Source organism: Planococcus sp. RAB007_Raresut, assembly GCF_057369535.1.
In genome coordinates this window covers 68,171-83,827 of the sequence record NZ_JBXYIF010000002.1, presented here as the reverse complement: position 1 = coordinate 83,827, position 15,657 = coordinate 68,171, and the positions used below count along the sequence as shown (strand labels likewise).

Below are 15,657 nucleotides of genomic sequence, written 5' to 3'. Positions count from 1 at the left end.
TGTTCCAGTGGATGGTTGCCGCTGTGCGGCGAAACCATCCGATGAATTCAATGTTTTTTTTTGAAGTATGCCAGATAAAAGCTTGAGAAATGATATTTCTACTTTCAAGGATATACTGTCTGTTATGAGTCGAATACTGTCCATTACATATTGAGAGCGGGATTTACCGTATCAAAGAATGAAAAATCAGCAATTCATTTTCCAATATTTGGACTTACTTTCCAAATCACCTTAAATACTTTCCAGTTTGACTCAAATACTTTCCAAAATGACTGGAATACTTTCCAATTCGTCACAAATACTTTCTAGTTCTTCATTTCAATTTAACAGAGATTTTATTGTATAATATTACCAGAAACGAATTTTCACTCTCCATAAAAACACCCCACAGAAGCACTCGCTCCAGTGAGGTGTCTCCCTACATCTCCACTTCCGCTTTGGAAGTTTCTTTCACATCCTCCGCTTTCCAGTTCTCCGGAAACGTTTTGCGCCACCCGACGACCACTGCCACAATCAGCAGTACCAAATAGACGTAAATGCCGTAGTCGATCGACCTCGCGATGAAATGGACGCCGAGGAATGCGCCGAGGATGAACGTCAACAAGATCATCCGGGCAGAGCCGGGATCTTGTGCGAATTCGAATGACCTGGTGTACGGAAAGTCTTCGTCTTTCATTATTCGATAGGTGATCAGTGAGTGCAGAATCGCACTCAGCAGCACCACGCCAAGGTCCGGCAGGATGCGTGCCGAGAAGATGAAGATATACGCAATGCCGACCACCAAAAATATTGGAAGATACAGTTTGGCGAGAAACGCTTTGATGGCCGCGCTGAAAGCTGCTGACTCACGCTCAATCGGCGCTGCCCTGAAAATCCAGCCGCCTTTGTAGCTGCCGGAGAATTTCAGCATGAAAATCGTCCCTGGAATCATGATATTGCAGAAATAGATGAACAAAAACATATTGCCTTCCGAAATATCGGCTAAGCTGCGGATCCGCAATTCATTGAATATGAATAAAAACGGGAAAATCACAGACATCGCAAGATTCGGAAAAGCTTTCAGCTTGAACTCTCTTTCTTTTTTCATCATCAACGCTGAAAAGCGGAAGAAAACACGTTCTTCCTTGCTGCGGCACAATAGCTTCGCCCAAAATTTGTCGAGTAAATGACTGCCAGGCTTGCGGCTTTTCGTATCGCTCAGCATTTTTTCGAGATTACGTTCAAATGAAGGCATCAATCGGCTGTATATCAAAATCGCAACAATCGGCACAAGAATCGCAAGTACCGTAAACGCAATCATATAGCCGGACGCATTGCCGTTCAGGACCATCTCAAACGGCGCACCGTACCAAATCGGCGGAATCAGGAAATGCCACCAGCTGAACGCATAAGTGATATTGAGATCAGAGAATTCGAATGCGTGGATGAGCACCTGGTAACCGACTATGAGACCCACGGAAAGCAGGATTTGGACGTAATTGATGATGTCTTTCAAGCGCTCCCCGTCGAAATAACGAAGCACGAACAGGTAAAGCAGCGACGTCAACACGACAACCAATAACATCGCCAATAGGATTTCTCCCAGGAAAATCAAAGAGAATAGAGGTCCGTGCCGGTATAAACCCACGAACAACGGCAAGGCTACAAATGCGCCGGTAACAAAGCTCATATAAATCAGAATATGAATCGTTTTGGCAACCGTAATCGTCTTTTTATCGACCGGTTTCGTCTGCAGCACGTTCTTATCGCGGACATCCAGCAGGACCGATGTGAAATCGGCGATCATTGAAGTCATCAGAATAAACAAGATCATGCCGAACATGATACTCATCTGGAAAATGTAATTCTCGCCGATAAACAGGAACGGCAGCAACAGTAGACTGTAGATGCCGTAGATCCACAATGACTTCAGGAATTGATTGCCTTCTTTTTTCTTGCCCATTTCATTGAACACCGTCGGCACCCGCCGCTCGTCCATTGTCAGTTTGATCCGCAAAATCAGCATCATGACTTCGTAATCGACGCCGAAACGACGGAACAGCCCCTTGAACAACGCGATGAATTTGAGTGATTTAAACTCCCGCATCGTCATGGTCTCCTCTTACGACGGAAACGAAATGCGCCGCTTTTTCACGATGCTCGGTAAAGCCCGTCAATTGGTTGAAGATTCCCGATAACGACCCTTCCTCGCTCTGTTCCTGCAATTCCTCGAAACTGCCATCCGCCACGACTTTGCCGTTCACCAGCAGGACAATGCGATTGCTGATCTTTTCGACCAGATCCATGATATGCGACGAATAAAAGATGGTCTTTCCTTCTTTCGCCAGCTGCGACAGGATTTCCTGGATGACCATCATGCTGTTGGCATCAAGACCGCTGAGCGGTTCATCCCAAAACAGCAGGTCCGGATTATGCAGGAGACTCGAAATGATCAGCACCTTCTGCTTCATTCCTTTTGAAAAAGAAGACAGGCGCGCATGGCGGACATCGATCAAATCAAACTGCTGCAGCAAGCTTTCCGCTTTCCCTTGTGCAAACGCCTGCTCCAAACCGTAAAGTTCTCCGATGAAGACGAGATACTCCATTGCTGTCAGGTTGTCGTAAGCTTCCGCATTTTCGGGCACATAACCGATTCGGCGTTTATAGGACGGGTCGCCTTTTGATATGTCCTGGCCGAAAATCACGACTTTCCCTTTATAATCCTCGATAAGGCCGAGCATGATTTTTACCGTCGTACTTTTGCCGGCGCCGTTCGGACCGATATAGCCGATAATCTGCCCTTTTTGCACTTCCAGGTTGATGCCGTTCAGCACCTGTTTTCCTCCGTAGCTCATTGTCAGATCCTGAATGGATAGAATTGATTCATTTGCTGAATCCATCTGAACACCTCATTAATTTTATGTAATACATTAATTTTAACATTCAAATGGTTGAAATTGGGAGTCGATTTAGGATAAATAAAAACAGCTGTCGAATAGGTTCCGACAGCTGCAAGGTTATATTTTCCATTTTTATTTATTTCGCATCAACTTTATGATCCAGACGTTTTACAAGGAATAAATAGGCAAGAAGTGCCAGCAGACACATGGTGAATATGATCAAACCTAATGGTACAGCGGTATCTTCTCCAGCCGCCCCTACTAAAGGCGCGGCGATTGCACCAAGAACGAATGGCAGAAGTCCGAGCAACGCAGAGGCACTGCCTGCCACGCGGCTTTGTTCTTCCATTGCCAGCGTGAAGGAAGCGGTGCCGACGACGCCGATTGCTGTGACAAAGAAGAAGATCGGAATGACGACAGCCCAAAGCGGTCCATCAACCAACACGACAGTAAGCAGGACAGCACCAGCAGCAGTTGCCGTATACAACGCGACTTCAAGGAATTTCTTCTCCGACCAGACATGGCTGAAACGGCCAACGGCATAACTGCCGAAAATCAGGCCGATGCCGTTCATTCCGAACAGGATGCTGAAGACCTGCGGCGAAACGCCGTAGATGTTCTGGTAGATGAACGGCGTTCCGGCCACGTAGGCAAAGACGCCGCCGATCAACAGTCCCTGTGCCAACGCATAACCGGTAAACTTCCGGTCTTTGATGATGATGCTGAAATTGCTGAACGTTTCCGTCAGATTGCCCGGCACCCTTCTTTCCGGCGGCAGGGTTTCTTCAAGGCGCCAAGCGCTCACGAATAAAAGAATGAGCCCCAGCAAACTGAGAATCAGGAATATCCCTTTCCAATCGGCAAACAAGAGGACCGTACTTCCTACTGATGGAGCAAGCAGCGGCACGAGGTTATTGACGACCATCAGCAACGCAAACAGGCGGGTCAATTCCGATCCGCTGCTGACATCCCGCACTATTGCCCGGGAAATAACGAGCCCGGCAGAAGCTGCAAAGCCTTGCACGAAGCGCAATCCGATGAATATGTATATGTTCGGAGCAAAGATACAAGCGACTGAAGCGATGGCATAAGCTATCAAAAAAATGATCAACGGCTTTTTACGGCCGAGTGAATCACTGAGCGGCCCCGTCACCAATTGCCCAAATGCGAGCCCCAGCAAACAGGCGGTCAAGCTGAGCTGCACTGCCGACGCATTGGTATGGTATACCTCTGCCAAAGTCGGAAACGCCGGAAGATACATATCGATGGTAAAAGGAATCATAGCTGTTAACGCGCCTAAAAGTATGATGAAACGTGATCGTTTCATCCCGGCTATATTTTTCATTCGGTTGGTACCTTCTTTCATTTATATTTCTTCTTAACAAGTTTTTGAAAAGAAAATAGCTGTTTTTTAGCCTAACACAGAACAAGACAGACTTCCCTTTTTTTAACTTCTTGAATTATTGAATCTCGTTCTCTTAAATAAAATAAGTAATTATTTCCAATTCACTCCGGTTTTTTGGCTGAACGCCGATATAATTTTTTTATCGCCCGCAAGTTATTTTTATCGCCCGTAAACTAATTTAATCGCCCGCAAATTCCGAAACGCAGGATAATTGAGCATCGAATAAAAAATCAAGCAATTATTCCCAGTAGATTTACCTCTTACAACCCCTGTAACCCAACCAAAAAAGCCTCTGCATACGCAAAGGCTTCATTTATTATCCTGTAGTCCATCAAAATACTCGCGTAAAAAGAATCTGCGCAATTAACAACACGGTGACCGCACGCAGCAGCGGCTTCACAAATTTCGGATTGAGCTTTTCGGCAATTCTCACGCCTGCCTGTGCCCCGGTAACCGATCCGGCCATCAGCGCAAGCGTCAACTGCCAGATGATATGGCCCGCCAGCGTATAGGTGACCGCAGCTCCGAGACAGCTGGAAAATGTAGCAAGCCGCACAAAGCCAACTGCGCGGATATAGGCGATATTGAGATAGCTGAACAGGAACAGCATCAGCGTTCCCTGCCCCGGACCGAAAAGGCCGTCATATATTCCGATACCGAATAACCCGCCCGCACTTTTCGGCTCCAATTTCAGCCGGCTTTCACCCGTAAATCCTTTTTTACCAATAAACGAAGTGAAAAATGCAGCGATTAAAAGAAAACTCACCAGTATATACATCTGTTCTTCCGGTATCGATGAAGCGATAAAGCCGCCTGCCACACCGCCCAATAAGCTGACCGGCACAATCCAATAAGACTCTTTCAACGATATCTTCTTTTTGCGGATTAAGTAATAAAAGCTGGAGAACGAGCTAACTGTATTCGAGACTTTATTGGCGCCGATTGCTGAATGGACGGGCAACCCGAGCAGCAGCATCGCTGGCAGGCTGATCAGCCCGCCGCCACCAGCCAAGGTCCCCAAAGTCGTGGCAACCACACCGAGAAAGAACATAAATATGAAATCCATCCCCGTCACCTCTTTTCACCCTAACTATAATCCTTCCATCCACTTAAATAAATTCAATAGTTATTATGAAAAACGATAAGTTTTACTTATGTAAAGAAAAGCGGAAACGGCCGCTCAGCTCCGACAAGCGTAAGACACGCTGGCGTAGTGGCATGTTTTCAGCCGCCTAGCCAGTGAGGCTTACGACTCGAGGAGTTGGCCGTTGGAGTCTAGACAGAAATTCGCTCTCTTTAAAGCCTCTTCACGTATCGAAAAGCATACTTTTTATCCTGCAAAAAAAGCCACCCACAAAAGCCGCTCAAACGACTTTCGGGATAGCTTTCCACTGCTCATTATTTCGTTTGTCCATTGCCTCTGATAATATATTTCGTTGATGTCAAAGCCGGCAAGCCCATTGGTCCGCGGGCATGAAGTTTTTGTGTGCTGATGCCGATTTCGGCGCCGAAGCCGAATTCGAAGCCATCCGTAAAGCGGGTCGAAGCATTGTGATAAACCGCAGCTGCATCGATTTCATTGAAGAATTGTTCAACGTTCGCCGCTTCCGCTGAAATGATGGATTCCGAATGCTTCGTGCCGTATTGATTGATGTGCTGAACGGCCGCATCGACCGTGTCAACGACTTTTATGGCCACTTCAAAGCCCAGATATTCCGTCGCCCAATCTTCGTCAGTTGCAGGCGCAACAGATGAAGATAGCTGCTGTACAGCTTCATCTCCGTGAATCTTCACGTTCTCTCCCTGTAAAGCATCCACAAGTTCAGCCAGATGGGCGTCTGCCCAATCTTTCTGCACAAGAATCGTTTCGCACGAATTGCAGACAGAAGGCCGCTGTGTTTTCGCGTTGATCGCAATATCAATTGCCATCTTCACGTCAGCTGTTTGGTCGATAAAGATGTGGCAGTTCCCCGCTCCTGTTTCCAAAACGGGTACTGTGGCATTTTGCACGACCGTTTGGATCAGCTTCGCTCCGCCGCGCGGAATCAAAACATCCAGATAATCGTTCAATTTGAACATTTGCGACGCCGTTTCCCGGCGCGTATCTTCCAGCAATTGAACCGATTCAACCGGCAAATTGGTTTTTTCCAGCGCACGGCGAATTACCTGGACAATCGCTTTATTGGAGTTGATAGCGGTTGAACTGCCGCGCAGTACAATCGCATTTCCTGTTTTCAGGCACAGGCTCGAGGCATCAACTGTTACGTTAGGGCGCGCTTCATAGATCATGCCGACAACCCCGATTGGAACACGGATTTTCGTCATTGCCAGTCCATTAGGCTGCTCCCATTTTTCGAGGGTTTCTCCGATGGGGTCGTTTAACTGGGTTAATTGGATGAGTGCATCAGCCATATCTTTCAAACGGGCTGCATCCAGTTTCAGGCGATCCACCAGTGAATCGTTCATCCCTGCCTGCTGCCCGGCCGTTATGTCTTTTGCATTTTCAGTTAAAATGAAGTCCTGTTCCTCCAGCAATTGCGCTGAAATAGATTGCAAAGCCTCATTTTTATCTGCTGTCGTCGCTTTCGCCAATTGGAAAGCGGCCTCTTTTGCTTTTTGTGCTTTTAGGATCAATTCAGTTTCTGTAACTTTTTCTTCTTGTAGAAGTTCAGTCATCCTTTGTCTCCTTTCGATTTATGCATTCACTAATACTTTAGGTTCCACCAGTGTGCCGATATAAGTTCCGTCGCCTTTTCCTTCAAAAATGTCGACCAGCTTTTCACTGCCTTCACCAGAGCCGATAAAGACCTGTACGTCTGAAGACAATGCTGTTTTAGCAGCTATCACTTTTGATTTCATTCCGCCGGTGCCAACGTTTGAAGAGCCTTCTGAAGAAGCGGCATTTTCCATTTCTTCATGGACTTCTGTAAGGAATGTATATTTTTCAGCTGTTGGGTCGGTATTCGGGTTGCCGCTGTAGATGCCGTTGATATCCGTCAAAATTATCAGGAAGTCCGCGTGCACCAATTTGCTGACTAACGCCGACAGCATATCATTGTCTCCGAACGTCAATTCTTTTACAGACACCGAATCATTTTCATTGATGATCGGCAATACGTCGCGCTCCAATAAATTCGAGATTGTATCGTTCGCGTTTTTATATAAGTCTTTGGTCAACAGCAACTGTGCGGCGACAATGCCGTGCTTCTTGCATTCATCTGCATATGCCTGCAGCAACAGTCCCTGTCCGACAGCCGCAGCTGATTGTTTATCGACAACTGCATCCGGGCGCGATAAATAGCCGATGCTCTTAAATCCTGCGGCTACCGCTCCTGATGAGATTAAAATCACTTCGTGGCCGTGGTCTTTCAAACGGGCCAATGCTTCCACGTGTTCACGCAGCTTGCTGATCGACAATTTACCGCTTGCGTCCGTCAATGAGCTGCTGCCTATTTTTACGACTATTCTTTTCTTCTCCACTTACTATCATCTCCTATTATAAATAAAACATTTTTCCTTCTTCTTAAAGACGGAAAAACCTCGGCTCCATGGCATGTTTTCCAATTGAAGATTGTGCTCAATCAAACGATTAGACTATACGCTGTTACGATGTTTTTATTTAACTTAATAGACCGAATTAACACTGTGAAAAAGAGTTTATGAATTTAAAATAAAATGATGAGCGTATAATCCTGCATAGATTCTAAAACCGCCAACTGGGTTTTCTCTCTGAATCTGCGCACCTTCTCACCAGCGCTCCGCTTCGTTCGGTATTGTTTAAATAATCGCTTGTGAAAATTTAAACAAAACAATTAAGTAGCAATGGTAACACACATTATTTTCATTTCCAAATTACCCCCAGTTTTTCGCCGGTGTGCCGTGGCGCTTGAAGCCTATGATGTGTAGGGGTCACGCCAATCTCAAAAAAAATTTAAAAAACCTTATCTCGCGGCCTTTTTCAGCTGTTAAAACACATGTCTCAACTTCTCGGAAAAAGTATAAAAAAAAGACCATTCAGCGAATGATCTCCATGAAATGCGTCAATATTTTAGCGGTCAGGCCCCATATTACTTTGTCTTCGTAGATATAGAAATATTCATCGACCTGGCGGGTGCGCCAATTATAATTTTCCCCTCCTGCGATGAGATCGTAGGGGAAACTTTCTTCCGGCTGGATATCAAAATTCACCCGGTAAACCTTTGGGTCTTTTTCGAGGAAAAACGACAAAGGCACCGTAAACAGACTGTCCACTTCCGGCGGATTCGGCCGAAATTCAACATCCGGATCGATGATTCCCGCGAAGCTGTATACAATCATGCCGAACGGCGAAACGATATAGTCCAACGGGAAAATATCGGAAATCTGCTTGCTTCCGATGCCCAGCTCTTCCATCGTTTCACGGACAGCCGCGTCCTTCTCGGACTCATCCTGTTTATCGATTCTTCCGCCTGGGAAGCAAATGTCGCCGGGCTGGTTTCTGAGCAGATGGGAACGGACTTCAAAGAGGATATGGATTTCGCCGTTTTTTTCGATCAACGGCAGTAAAATCGCAAATTTCGCAAACTCCTTATTGCCCAAAACTTCCGGAATGCGGTCTTTCACTCGGGCCACTAAACTTTTCGGATCCATATCTTCACCTCCGTTTCCTTTCCTTCTATTTTAGCAAACCCTCCGGTTAAATGCTTTCCTGGCAATGGAATAGATATGTTAACCGATATTCCGCAAAACAGCTTTGCTTTCCAAAACCCGTGCTCCTGCATCGCTGCGCTAGCTTCGTCGCAAAGCGCTCGAACCGGAGTTGGCAAGCCAACTCCGGTTCTACTCCCTTGGGAGTCTGCGCTGTTTTGCTCCATATCTTCAAAAATCCTTCTCAAAGTTGAAGAGATGCCAAAAATAAATTTTTTCTTCATAAATAACTACCCATCAAATCATCAACAATTCCCGAATATCGTCTTCCGTCATCGCCGCCAGTGGTTCCTGGCCGGATTGGATGACTTCGTCGATGAGATTCTTCTTTTTCTCCTGCAATTCGGTGATTTTTTCTTCTATTGTTCCTTTAGCGACCATCCGGATCACCTGCACGGTGTGCTGCTGCCCCATACGGTGCGCCCGGCTTGCTGCCTGCTGTTCGACTGCGGGATTCCACCACAGGTCGTAGAGGATGACTGTATCGGCTCCTGTCAGGTTCAGCCCGGTGCCGCCCGCTTTCAATGAAATAAGGAACAAGTCGCCTTCGCCCCCGTTAAAGCGGCTGCACATTTCAACGCGGTCCTGCGGCGGGGTCTTGCCATCGAGATAGAAATACTGCCGCCCTTCCCGCGTCAGCCGGTTGCCGATCAATTGCAGCATTTGCGTAAACTGGGAAAACACCAATACACGGCGTCCCGCCATCCGGCTGCTTTCGACGATTTCCATCAATTGATCGAATTTCGCTGAACCGCCTTCATAGCCTTCAACGAACAGCGACGGATGGCAGCATAACTGGCGAAGCCGCGTCAGCCCGGCCAGTATTTTAATGCGGTTTTTCTGCAGGCTGTCTTTATTGAGATGCTTGAGCGCTTCCTGTTTCAGTTCAGCGAGGTACGCCGCATAATATTTTTTCTGCGCCGGATACAGTTCGGAAAATTGCAGGGTTTCGACTTTGTCCGGCAATTCCTTCAGCACATCCTGTTTGACGCGCCGCAGGATGAACGGACGGACGCGTTTGGCGATGCTCGTGCGCCGCATTTCAGCAAAACGCATGCGGTTCGGCAGCAATTCCGGGAATACGACATGGAAAATCGACCATAATTCGTCCAGCGAATTTTCAATCGGCGTCCCGGTCAGGGCAAAACGGTAATCCGCTTCAATCGCTTTGACCGCTTTCGCCGTTTGGGTCACCGGATTTTTGAAAGCCTGTGCTTCATCCAAAAACAATGTATGGAACGTCTTGCCCTTGTACAAAGCGCCGTCCATGCGCAGCGACGGATAAGACGTTATGAGGACATCCGCTTCTGCATTGTCGGCAAACCGTTTCGTTCTCCGGGTTTTATTGCCATCAATGATTACGGCTTTGATATCCGGTGTGAACTTCGTGAATTCTTCAAGCCAATTATAAGTCAGCGAAGAAGGCGCGACGATCAGCACCGGAGCTTTTCGCCGGCGGATTTCCGGCAATTCCGACTGGATGAACGCGATGCTCTGCAAAGTCTTGCCAAGCCCCATGTCGTCCGCGAGAATACCGCCAAACCGGTATTTCGCCAAAGCCTTCAGCCAGTTGAATCCGGCTTTCTGGTAATCACGCAACACTTCTGACAGCGGTTCCGGGATGTCAAAACCGATTTCTTCGGGGTTGCTGAGATTCTGCAGCAGCTTCGCAAAATCCGCGCCCGGATCGAGCAATTCGCCTTCCTCAAGCGACGCCACCAGCTGCAGTCCCTGAATCAGCGGCAGCCGGATTTCGTCGCCGAACCACTGCTCTTCATTGCCAAGTTCAAGCATCAAATCATTCAGCGCAATAAATTCGGGCGTCTCCAAAGACAATAACGCACCGCTCGGGATGCGGTAATATTTTCGCTTCTCCTTCAACGCAGCGAGCACTAGCCGGATTTCCGCCTCTGGAATCTCACCCGGCTCCAGTTTGAACGCCAGCCAATCCGTGCGCTCTTTTACTTCCACTTTCACTTTCGGTCCCAGGTAATTTTTCTGCACGCGCATTTTCACTGCTGTCGTTGCGTAGACCTGCATCAATTCTTCCAGCTGCGGAATGGTGTGGAACAGAAAATCGTATTCCGCTTCTTCGTCCTGCATGTAAAAGCCGCCGTCCGTTTGGGTGAAGAGGCTGTTCTTCATAAGCTCCATGATCCGCTCTTCTTTGGCGCGCTGGCGGCGGATGCCTGGCAGATGGCGGATCTCATCTTCCGCTTCTTCACAAGGATTGATGACCAGTTGGCCGTAATGGAATTCAACTCCGGCAAGCAGCCGGTTGCGGATCCGGTCGAGAAATAATTTCGCCGACAGCGGTGTTTCTTCCAGCCGCCCGGTGACAGCGGCCGCCATATGTACTTCTCCGAGACGTTCCAGTCCCGGAATGACGCTTTCCATGAAATAGTCAGCCTGAGCCGGCGCAATCTCCAGCTCAGCCGAACCTTCCATCAGCTCTTTCAGTTCTTCCAACCGCCCGCAGTCGTCCTGCGGCAATTTCACGAATGCCCCGTCGCTGATGGCCAGTCCGTAAGATTTCATGACCGTGATCTGTTCGAGCCTTTCCACTTTCAGCAGATAACCCGCGTCGCCGGCCGCTTCAAAACGGAATATCAACGGTAAATCGGTATCAAAACGCAACCCTCTGTAAATCCGCCCTTTATGCCCGATATTGACTGACGGAATTTCCGCGATCAATTTCACAAACGTATCCCAGGCAGAGGCGGGAATAATGATGCGGCCCCGGCCAGTCACCGCACCATTGATCTTCATCAATTCACGCAGCAGCGCGTCCGTTTCCTCCGTAAAACTGAATGCCTCCCGTGAATAGGTTAAATCCGAAGAAACCGGATAGTTGGAGCCTTGATCGACAGCCTGCAGGAACGCCCCCGCATCGCGGATCGGCTTAACTGCATCCATCCCGGCGCTGAGTTTCGCTGAGAAGAAACGCTCGCCGTCTTCCGCTTCGACCGAATGGAGCAGAAAACTGATCTCCAATACCGGCCGGTCGTCAAAATGCAGCTGTTTCTTGCTTGGACGCATATTGTTGTCGCCGAACAACGCCATCAAACGCTGGGTTTTTTGCAGTTCCTGCTGCTGCACTTCATTGATTGCCAGAAGCGTTGCGGCAATATGCTGGCAATAGGTGCTGACGAATCCGACCGGCGGGCAGCTGCACGAAGCGAGAATCGTCCCATCCTGTTCCTCCTTGACCGATACCTCAAAAATACCGTTTGCCCGGACCTCCGCTTTGATGACGGCAGCCTGTTCACTGAGCGGCTCCAATGCCACTTTGCCCGCATCAAAATAAGCCTTGCCTTTTCGGTAAGCAGCCATGCCGCATAATTTTTTTATCCGATAGTCGTTCAATAATGTATTCATGGAATGACCCTTTCCCGCACATGCTTGCATTTACCTTCCATTATCGCTAATAAAACCGGTTTGGTACAATCGAACTGATGGCCCATTATAGAAAAGCGGAAACGGCCGTCCTGCTCCGACAAGCGTAAGACACGCTGTCGTAGCGGCGTTCTCTCAGCCGCCTAGCCAGTGGGGCTTACGACTCGAGGAGTTGGCCGTTGGAGTCTGGACACTAGAAAAGCGTCGGCACCCGTTAAGCTCTGAAAGGCCTAAGCCGGTCCCGACAAGAAAAACCGCTCCCGCCCAAAGGCGTAGCGGCAAGTAATCATCAGACAATATAGTTATAACTCCTGTTATGCTGAATTCGATTTTTACCATTCCGCTTCGCATCATACAGCAGTGCATCCGCCTTTTTGAAAAAATCGCTTTTTGACAGACCCGGATAGTAATTCTGCAAACCGGCGCTGATCGTGACGCTTCCTTCAGCGATTTCCGGATGTTTTAATTCGGCTATTGCTTTGCGCATCTCCTCCAGAAGTTCCAATGTGTCTTCGAAAGACTTTTCTGTAAAAATTACGGCAAATTCTTCTCCGCCGTAACGCGCAACGATATCGTGCGCACCCGCTTTTTCCGACAGGACTTCCGCTACATGCTTCAGCACCAAATCACCGCTGCTGTGGCCGAAGTTATCATTAATGCCTTTGAAATTGTCGATATCCAAAACCGCCAATTGCAGCTGCCTCCCTGACTCTTCCGCCTGCTGAACCAGCGTATCCAAATAGTTTTGAAATGTTTTATGATTAAAAAGCCCAGTCAACGCATCTGTCTTCGATAATCGATCCATGATGCGGTTCTGGATAAGCAGTTCTTCTTCTTTTTCCGCCGCATGCCGCAATGTTGTGAGCATTTCCGTCCCTCGTTCAATCACTGCCAGGTAAACGATGTAACCGGCCACGAGAATGAACAAATACGCAAAGTATTCATATGGCGTCATAACAGCCCGACTGTCTTCACTTATGAAATAAATGATGATCAGAGCGATAAAGTTAGTTAAAAAACTGATGGTCAGCTTTAATTTCTTCAAGTAGATTAAGGAAATCGCCATCGGCAACAGCAAAGTCATTTGAAGCCCCGGGAGCCCCGGATTGGCCAAAATCATGACAACGGCAAGTAACGTCCCCGAAAAAAAGAGGATATAGGGATTAAAGATCCTTAAGATCCGCACCATGACCCAGGATATAAAAATTATCATTATGATAAAACTTGTCGGCCAAATCATACGCATTGAAATATACTCTTCTATATCAGAAGCATAATAAATGAACGTGACAATCAGACCGACTAATTGGCCGCCAATGGCAACAATGGCCAGCAATCCATAAAAATAAAGAATTTTATTCGCCCAAAATTCATAATCCAAACCGCTTTGGTTCGACTTTTTCATGTGGTTCCCACTTCCGCATTTTTTTCTTACCTTTGTTCTCATTCTATCAGTAACTAACAGGAATAATATACTACTATTAAGATATTATTTTTAATGGTTTTCAGCTGTATTCAGTATTGTCCCTCCAGATATTTACTATCTGTCACAAAAAAAGAAGTCTTCTCGCAATTCCCCAACTTAACCCCTATACTTATGAAAACGATTAACTTTAAAAACTTCGGATATTTATGTTTCCGACGCAAGGAGGAATCACCATGGCTGTAGAAAAGACAGTGCAATCTACAATTGGCGGCTATATTTCGACACTGCTGAGAGATCATTTCGGCAAAGGACCCACATCCGTATATGTAACCATCCGAAAGCCCTTTATCATCATCCATTTCCGCGGATTCGTTGCTCCGATGGAAGCCGTTCTGCTTAAACAAAATCAATGGAAGCGGGTCTTAGAAACCCGGGACCTATTAATCAATGAATTAAAAGACGACATAAAGAAAAACCTGCGGCGCATAGCGAAGATGGATATCCATGAATTTCATGCAGACTGGAATCTGGAGCAGGAAACCGGTTTATTGATTGGTGTAGTCAATGAAAAAGTGCAGGAAAATGATTTTGAATGGCCCGAAGAGGTTGATAGACAAGCTTTCGAACAAAAGATTGAAACAGCCAGTGAAAGAGCTGAAAAAACACCAAGTTCCATCCAAAGCTATTGGCTCAATGAACGGACTATACTTGTTAAAAGAATCGACATTCTGGTGGGGATTGAAAACGCGTTAATCGCTGAAGGCTACACCGAAATCCTTAAACTCGCCAAAAGACCGCTGGAACGGCGGCTAATACTGGAATCGCATCCCGAAAAAGTATTGGGACGAAATATTACTGAAGTCTTTCTCGACTGGAACTTCCAAGACGACATCGGCTATATCGTTTTGCTTTTGGAACCCATGAAGAAAAGCATTAATTGATTCCACCCGCCTCACAAGGGGCGGGATTTTTATTGCCTCTTTTTTCTATACAATAAAATCCTCCTCTTATATAGTAGAGTCAGGTGATGATATGAAAACAAAACTATATGTCAATTCGGCAAATCTGACAGCCGGCCTCACGATGAAAGATGCTGACGAATTCGAACTTAATAATATGGCGCTCCATACCTGTGACGATCCTTTGCTGATTGTGGAAAATCGCCGGAAACTGGCGGACTTCCTCGGTCTCACTTTGACCGATTTCGTGTGCGCCAACCAGACGCACAGCGCTAATTTCCACCGCGTCGAAGCTGCAGACAAAGGACGCGGCTCCACTGACACCGGGCATGCAGTGGAAAATACCGATGCGCTTTACACTTACGAAACCGATGTTCTTCTATGCACGTTCGCAGCCGATTGCGTGCCGGTCCTTTTGTATAATGAAACCAAAGGTCTCATCGGCGCCGTACATTCCGGCTGGCAGGGCACCGTCAAAGAAGTCACCAGAAAGCTTGTTGAACATTTGAAGGAAGAGGAAGATTGCAGCCCGGAAGATTTCCATGTCCAGATCGGCGCTGCGTTGAGCCAGGAAAAATTCGAAGTGGACGAAGATGTTTATTTGAAATTCAAAGCACTCGGCTATGCGGATGATTTTATGTACCATAACGCGGAAACCGGCAAATACCATATCGATAACCAGCTGACCGTCAAAAAGCAATGTGAACTGGCGGGAATTCCTACGGGCCATATTTCAATCGACCAGACATGCACGTTTATGAATCCCGAAGGATTTTCCTATCGCGAAGACAGAAAAAGCGGTCGGCATATGGGCTTTATCGTCAGAAGAGCTTGAGCATAATATCGCTCAAGCTCTTTTTTTTGCACTATTATAGCAGACCTTGCTATTTTAAAAGGCCTCTATTT

The 15,657-nt window shown here is 47.1% G+C and carries 12 protein-coding genes; 2 read left to right on the top strand and 10 right to left on the bottom strand.

What is annotated here, in order from left to right; all coding sequences use genetic code 11:
• Positions 1–418: 418 nt before the first annotated feature.
• The 10 genes from AC2Q9J_RS04250 to AC2Q9J_RS04205 all read right to left on the bottom strand — a co-directional run bounded on the left by AC2Q9J_RS04250 (position 419) and on the right by AC2Q9J_RS04205 (position 13,771).
• Positions 419–2,086 carry a hypothetical protein gene (locus tag AC2Q9J_RS04250; protein WP_499037497.1) on the bottom strand — a complete coding sequence of 556 codons (1,668 nt, stop codon included), beginning with the start codon at positions 2,084–2,086 and terminating at the stop codon, positions 419–421.
• Positions 2,073–2,879 carry an ABC transporter ATP-binding protein gene (locus AC2Q9J_RS04245; RefSeq protein ID WP_499037495.1) on the bottom strand — a complete coding sequence of 269 codons (807 nt, stop codon included), beginning with the start codon at positions 2,877–2,879 and terminating at the stop codon, positions 2,073–2,075. Before AC2Q9J_RS04245 ends, AC2Q9J_RS04250 begins: the two co-directional genes overlap by 14 nt.
• A 136-nt stretch (positions 2,880–3,015) precedes the next feature.
• On the bottom strand, positions 3,016–4,245 hold the full coding sequence (locus AC2Q9J_RS04240; protein ID WP_499037492.1) for a multidrug effflux MFS transporter: 1,230 nt from the start codon (positions 4,243–4,245) through the stop codon (positions 3,016–3,018).
• A 370-nt stretch (positions 4,246–4,615) separates the two neighbouring features.
• Positions 4,616–5,350 (bottom strand): sulfite exporter TauE/SafE family protein, encoded by a 735-nt coding sequence (locus AC2Q9J_RS04235; RefSeq protein WP_499037490.1) that lies wholly within the window; start codon positions 5,348–5,350, stop codon positions 4,616–4,618.
• A 332-nt stretch (positions 5,351–5,682) separates the two neighbouring features.
• A complete protein-coding gene (locus AC2Q9J_RS04230; protein ID WP_499037489.1) occupies positions 5,683–6,960 on the bottom strand; it encodes a glutamate-5-semialdehyde dehydrogenase in 1,278 nt (425 codons plus the stop codon).
• A gap of 18 nt (positions 6,961–6,978) precedes the next feature.
• Positions 6,979–7,764, bottom strand: coding sequence for a glutamate 5-kinase (proB, locus tag AC2Q9J_RS04225; RefSeq protein WP_499037486.1), 786 nt, complete (start codon positions 7,762–7,764; stop codon positions 6,979–6,981).
• Between the two features lie 534 nt (positions 7,765–8,298).
• Complete coding sequence (locus AC2Q9J_RS04220; RefSeq protein ID WP_499037484.1) at positions 8,299–8,913, bottom strand: NUDIX hydrolase; 615 nt, start codon at positions 8,911–8,913, stop codon at positions 8,299–8,301.
• Positions 8,895–9,194: a hypothetical protein gene (locus AC2Q9J_RS04215; protein WP_499037482.1), complete on the bottom strand. Its 300-nt coding sequence runs from the start codon at positions 9,192–9,194 to the stop codon at positions 8,895–8,897. Before AC2Q9J_RS04215 ends, AC2Q9J_RS04220 begins: the two co-directional genes overlap by 19 nt.
• Positions 9,195–9,207: 13 nt before the next feature.
• A complete protein-coding gene (locus tag AC2Q9J_RS04210) occupies positions 9,208–12,348 on the bottom strand; it encodes a DEAD/DEAH box helicase (protein ID WP_499037480.1) in 3,141 nt (1,046 codons plus the stop codon).
• Positions 12,349–12,655: 307 nt separating this feature from the next.
• Entirely contained in the window at positions 12,656–13,771 is a 1,116-nt protein-coding gene (locus AC2Q9J_RS04205) for a GGDEF domain-containing protein (protein ID WP_499037478.1), read from the bottom strand.
• Positions 13,772–14,025: 254 nt separating this feature from the next.
• Here AC2Q9J_RS04205 and AC2Q9J_RS04200 point away from each other — a divergent pair, with 254 nt between their 5' ends.
• The gene (locus AC2Q9J_RS04200) at positions 14,026–14,733 is read left to right on the top strand and encodes a Na-translocating system protein MpsC family protein (protein WP_499037475.1); all 708 of its coding nucleotides are present in this window, start codon (positions 14,026–14,028) and stop codon (positions 14,731–14,733) included.
• Positions 14,734–14,824: 91 nt separating this feature from the next.
• On the top strand, positions 14,825–15,586 hold the full coding sequence (gene pgeF / locus AC2Q9J_RS04195; RefSeq protein ID WP_499037470.1) for a peptidoglycan editing factor PgeF: 762 nt from the start codon (positions 14,825–14,827) through the stop codon (positions 15,584–15,586).
• Positions 15,587–15,657: the final 71 nt, after the last annotated feature.

Coding starts and splice junctions, on each gene's coding strand:
- AC2Q9J_RS04250 (WP_499037497.1), bottom strand. CDS start 2,086: ATGCGGGAGTTTAAATCACTCAAATTCATCGCGTTGTTCAAGGGGCTG.
- AC2Q9J_RS04210 (WP_499037480.1), bottom strand. CDS start 12,348: ATGAATACATTATTGAACGACTATCGGATAAAAAAATTATGCGGCATG.
- AC2Q9J_RS04200 (WP_499037475.1), top strand. CDS start 14,026: ATGGCTGTAGAAAAGACAGTGCAATCTACAATTGGCGGCTATATTTCG.
- AC2Q9J_RS04205 (WP_499037478.1), bottom strand. CDS start 13,771: ATGAAAAAGTCGAACCAAAGCGGTTTGGATTATGAATTTTGGGCGAAT.
- AC2Q9J_RS04230 (WP_499037489.1), bottom strand. CDS start 6,960: ATGACTGAACTTCTACAAGAAGAAAAAGTTACAGAAACTGAATTGATC.
- AC2Q9J_RS04215 (WP_499037482.1), bottom strand. CDS start 9,194: ATGAAGAAAAAATTTATTTTTGGCATCTCTTCAACTTTGAGAAGGATT.
- AC2Q9J_RS04245 (WP_499037495.1), bottom strand. CDS start 2,879: ATGGATTCAGCAAATGAATCAATTCTATCCATTCAGGATCTGACAATG.
- pgeF (WP_499037470.1), top strand. CDS start 14,825: ATGAAAACAAAACTATATGTCAATTCGGCAAATCTGACAGCCGGCCTC.
- AC2Q9J_RS04220 (WP_499037484.1), bottom strand. CDS start 8,913: ATGGATCCGAAAAGTTTAGTGGCCCGAGTGAAAGACCGCATTCCGGAA.
- AC2Q9J_RS04235 (WP_499037490.1), bottom strand. CDS start 5,350: ATGGATTTCATATTTATGTTCTTTCTCGGTGTGGTTGCCACGACTTTG.
- AC2Q9J_RS04240 (WP_499037492.1), bottom strand. CDS start 4,245: ATGAAAGAAGGTACCAACCGAATGAAAAATATAGCCGGGATGAAACGA.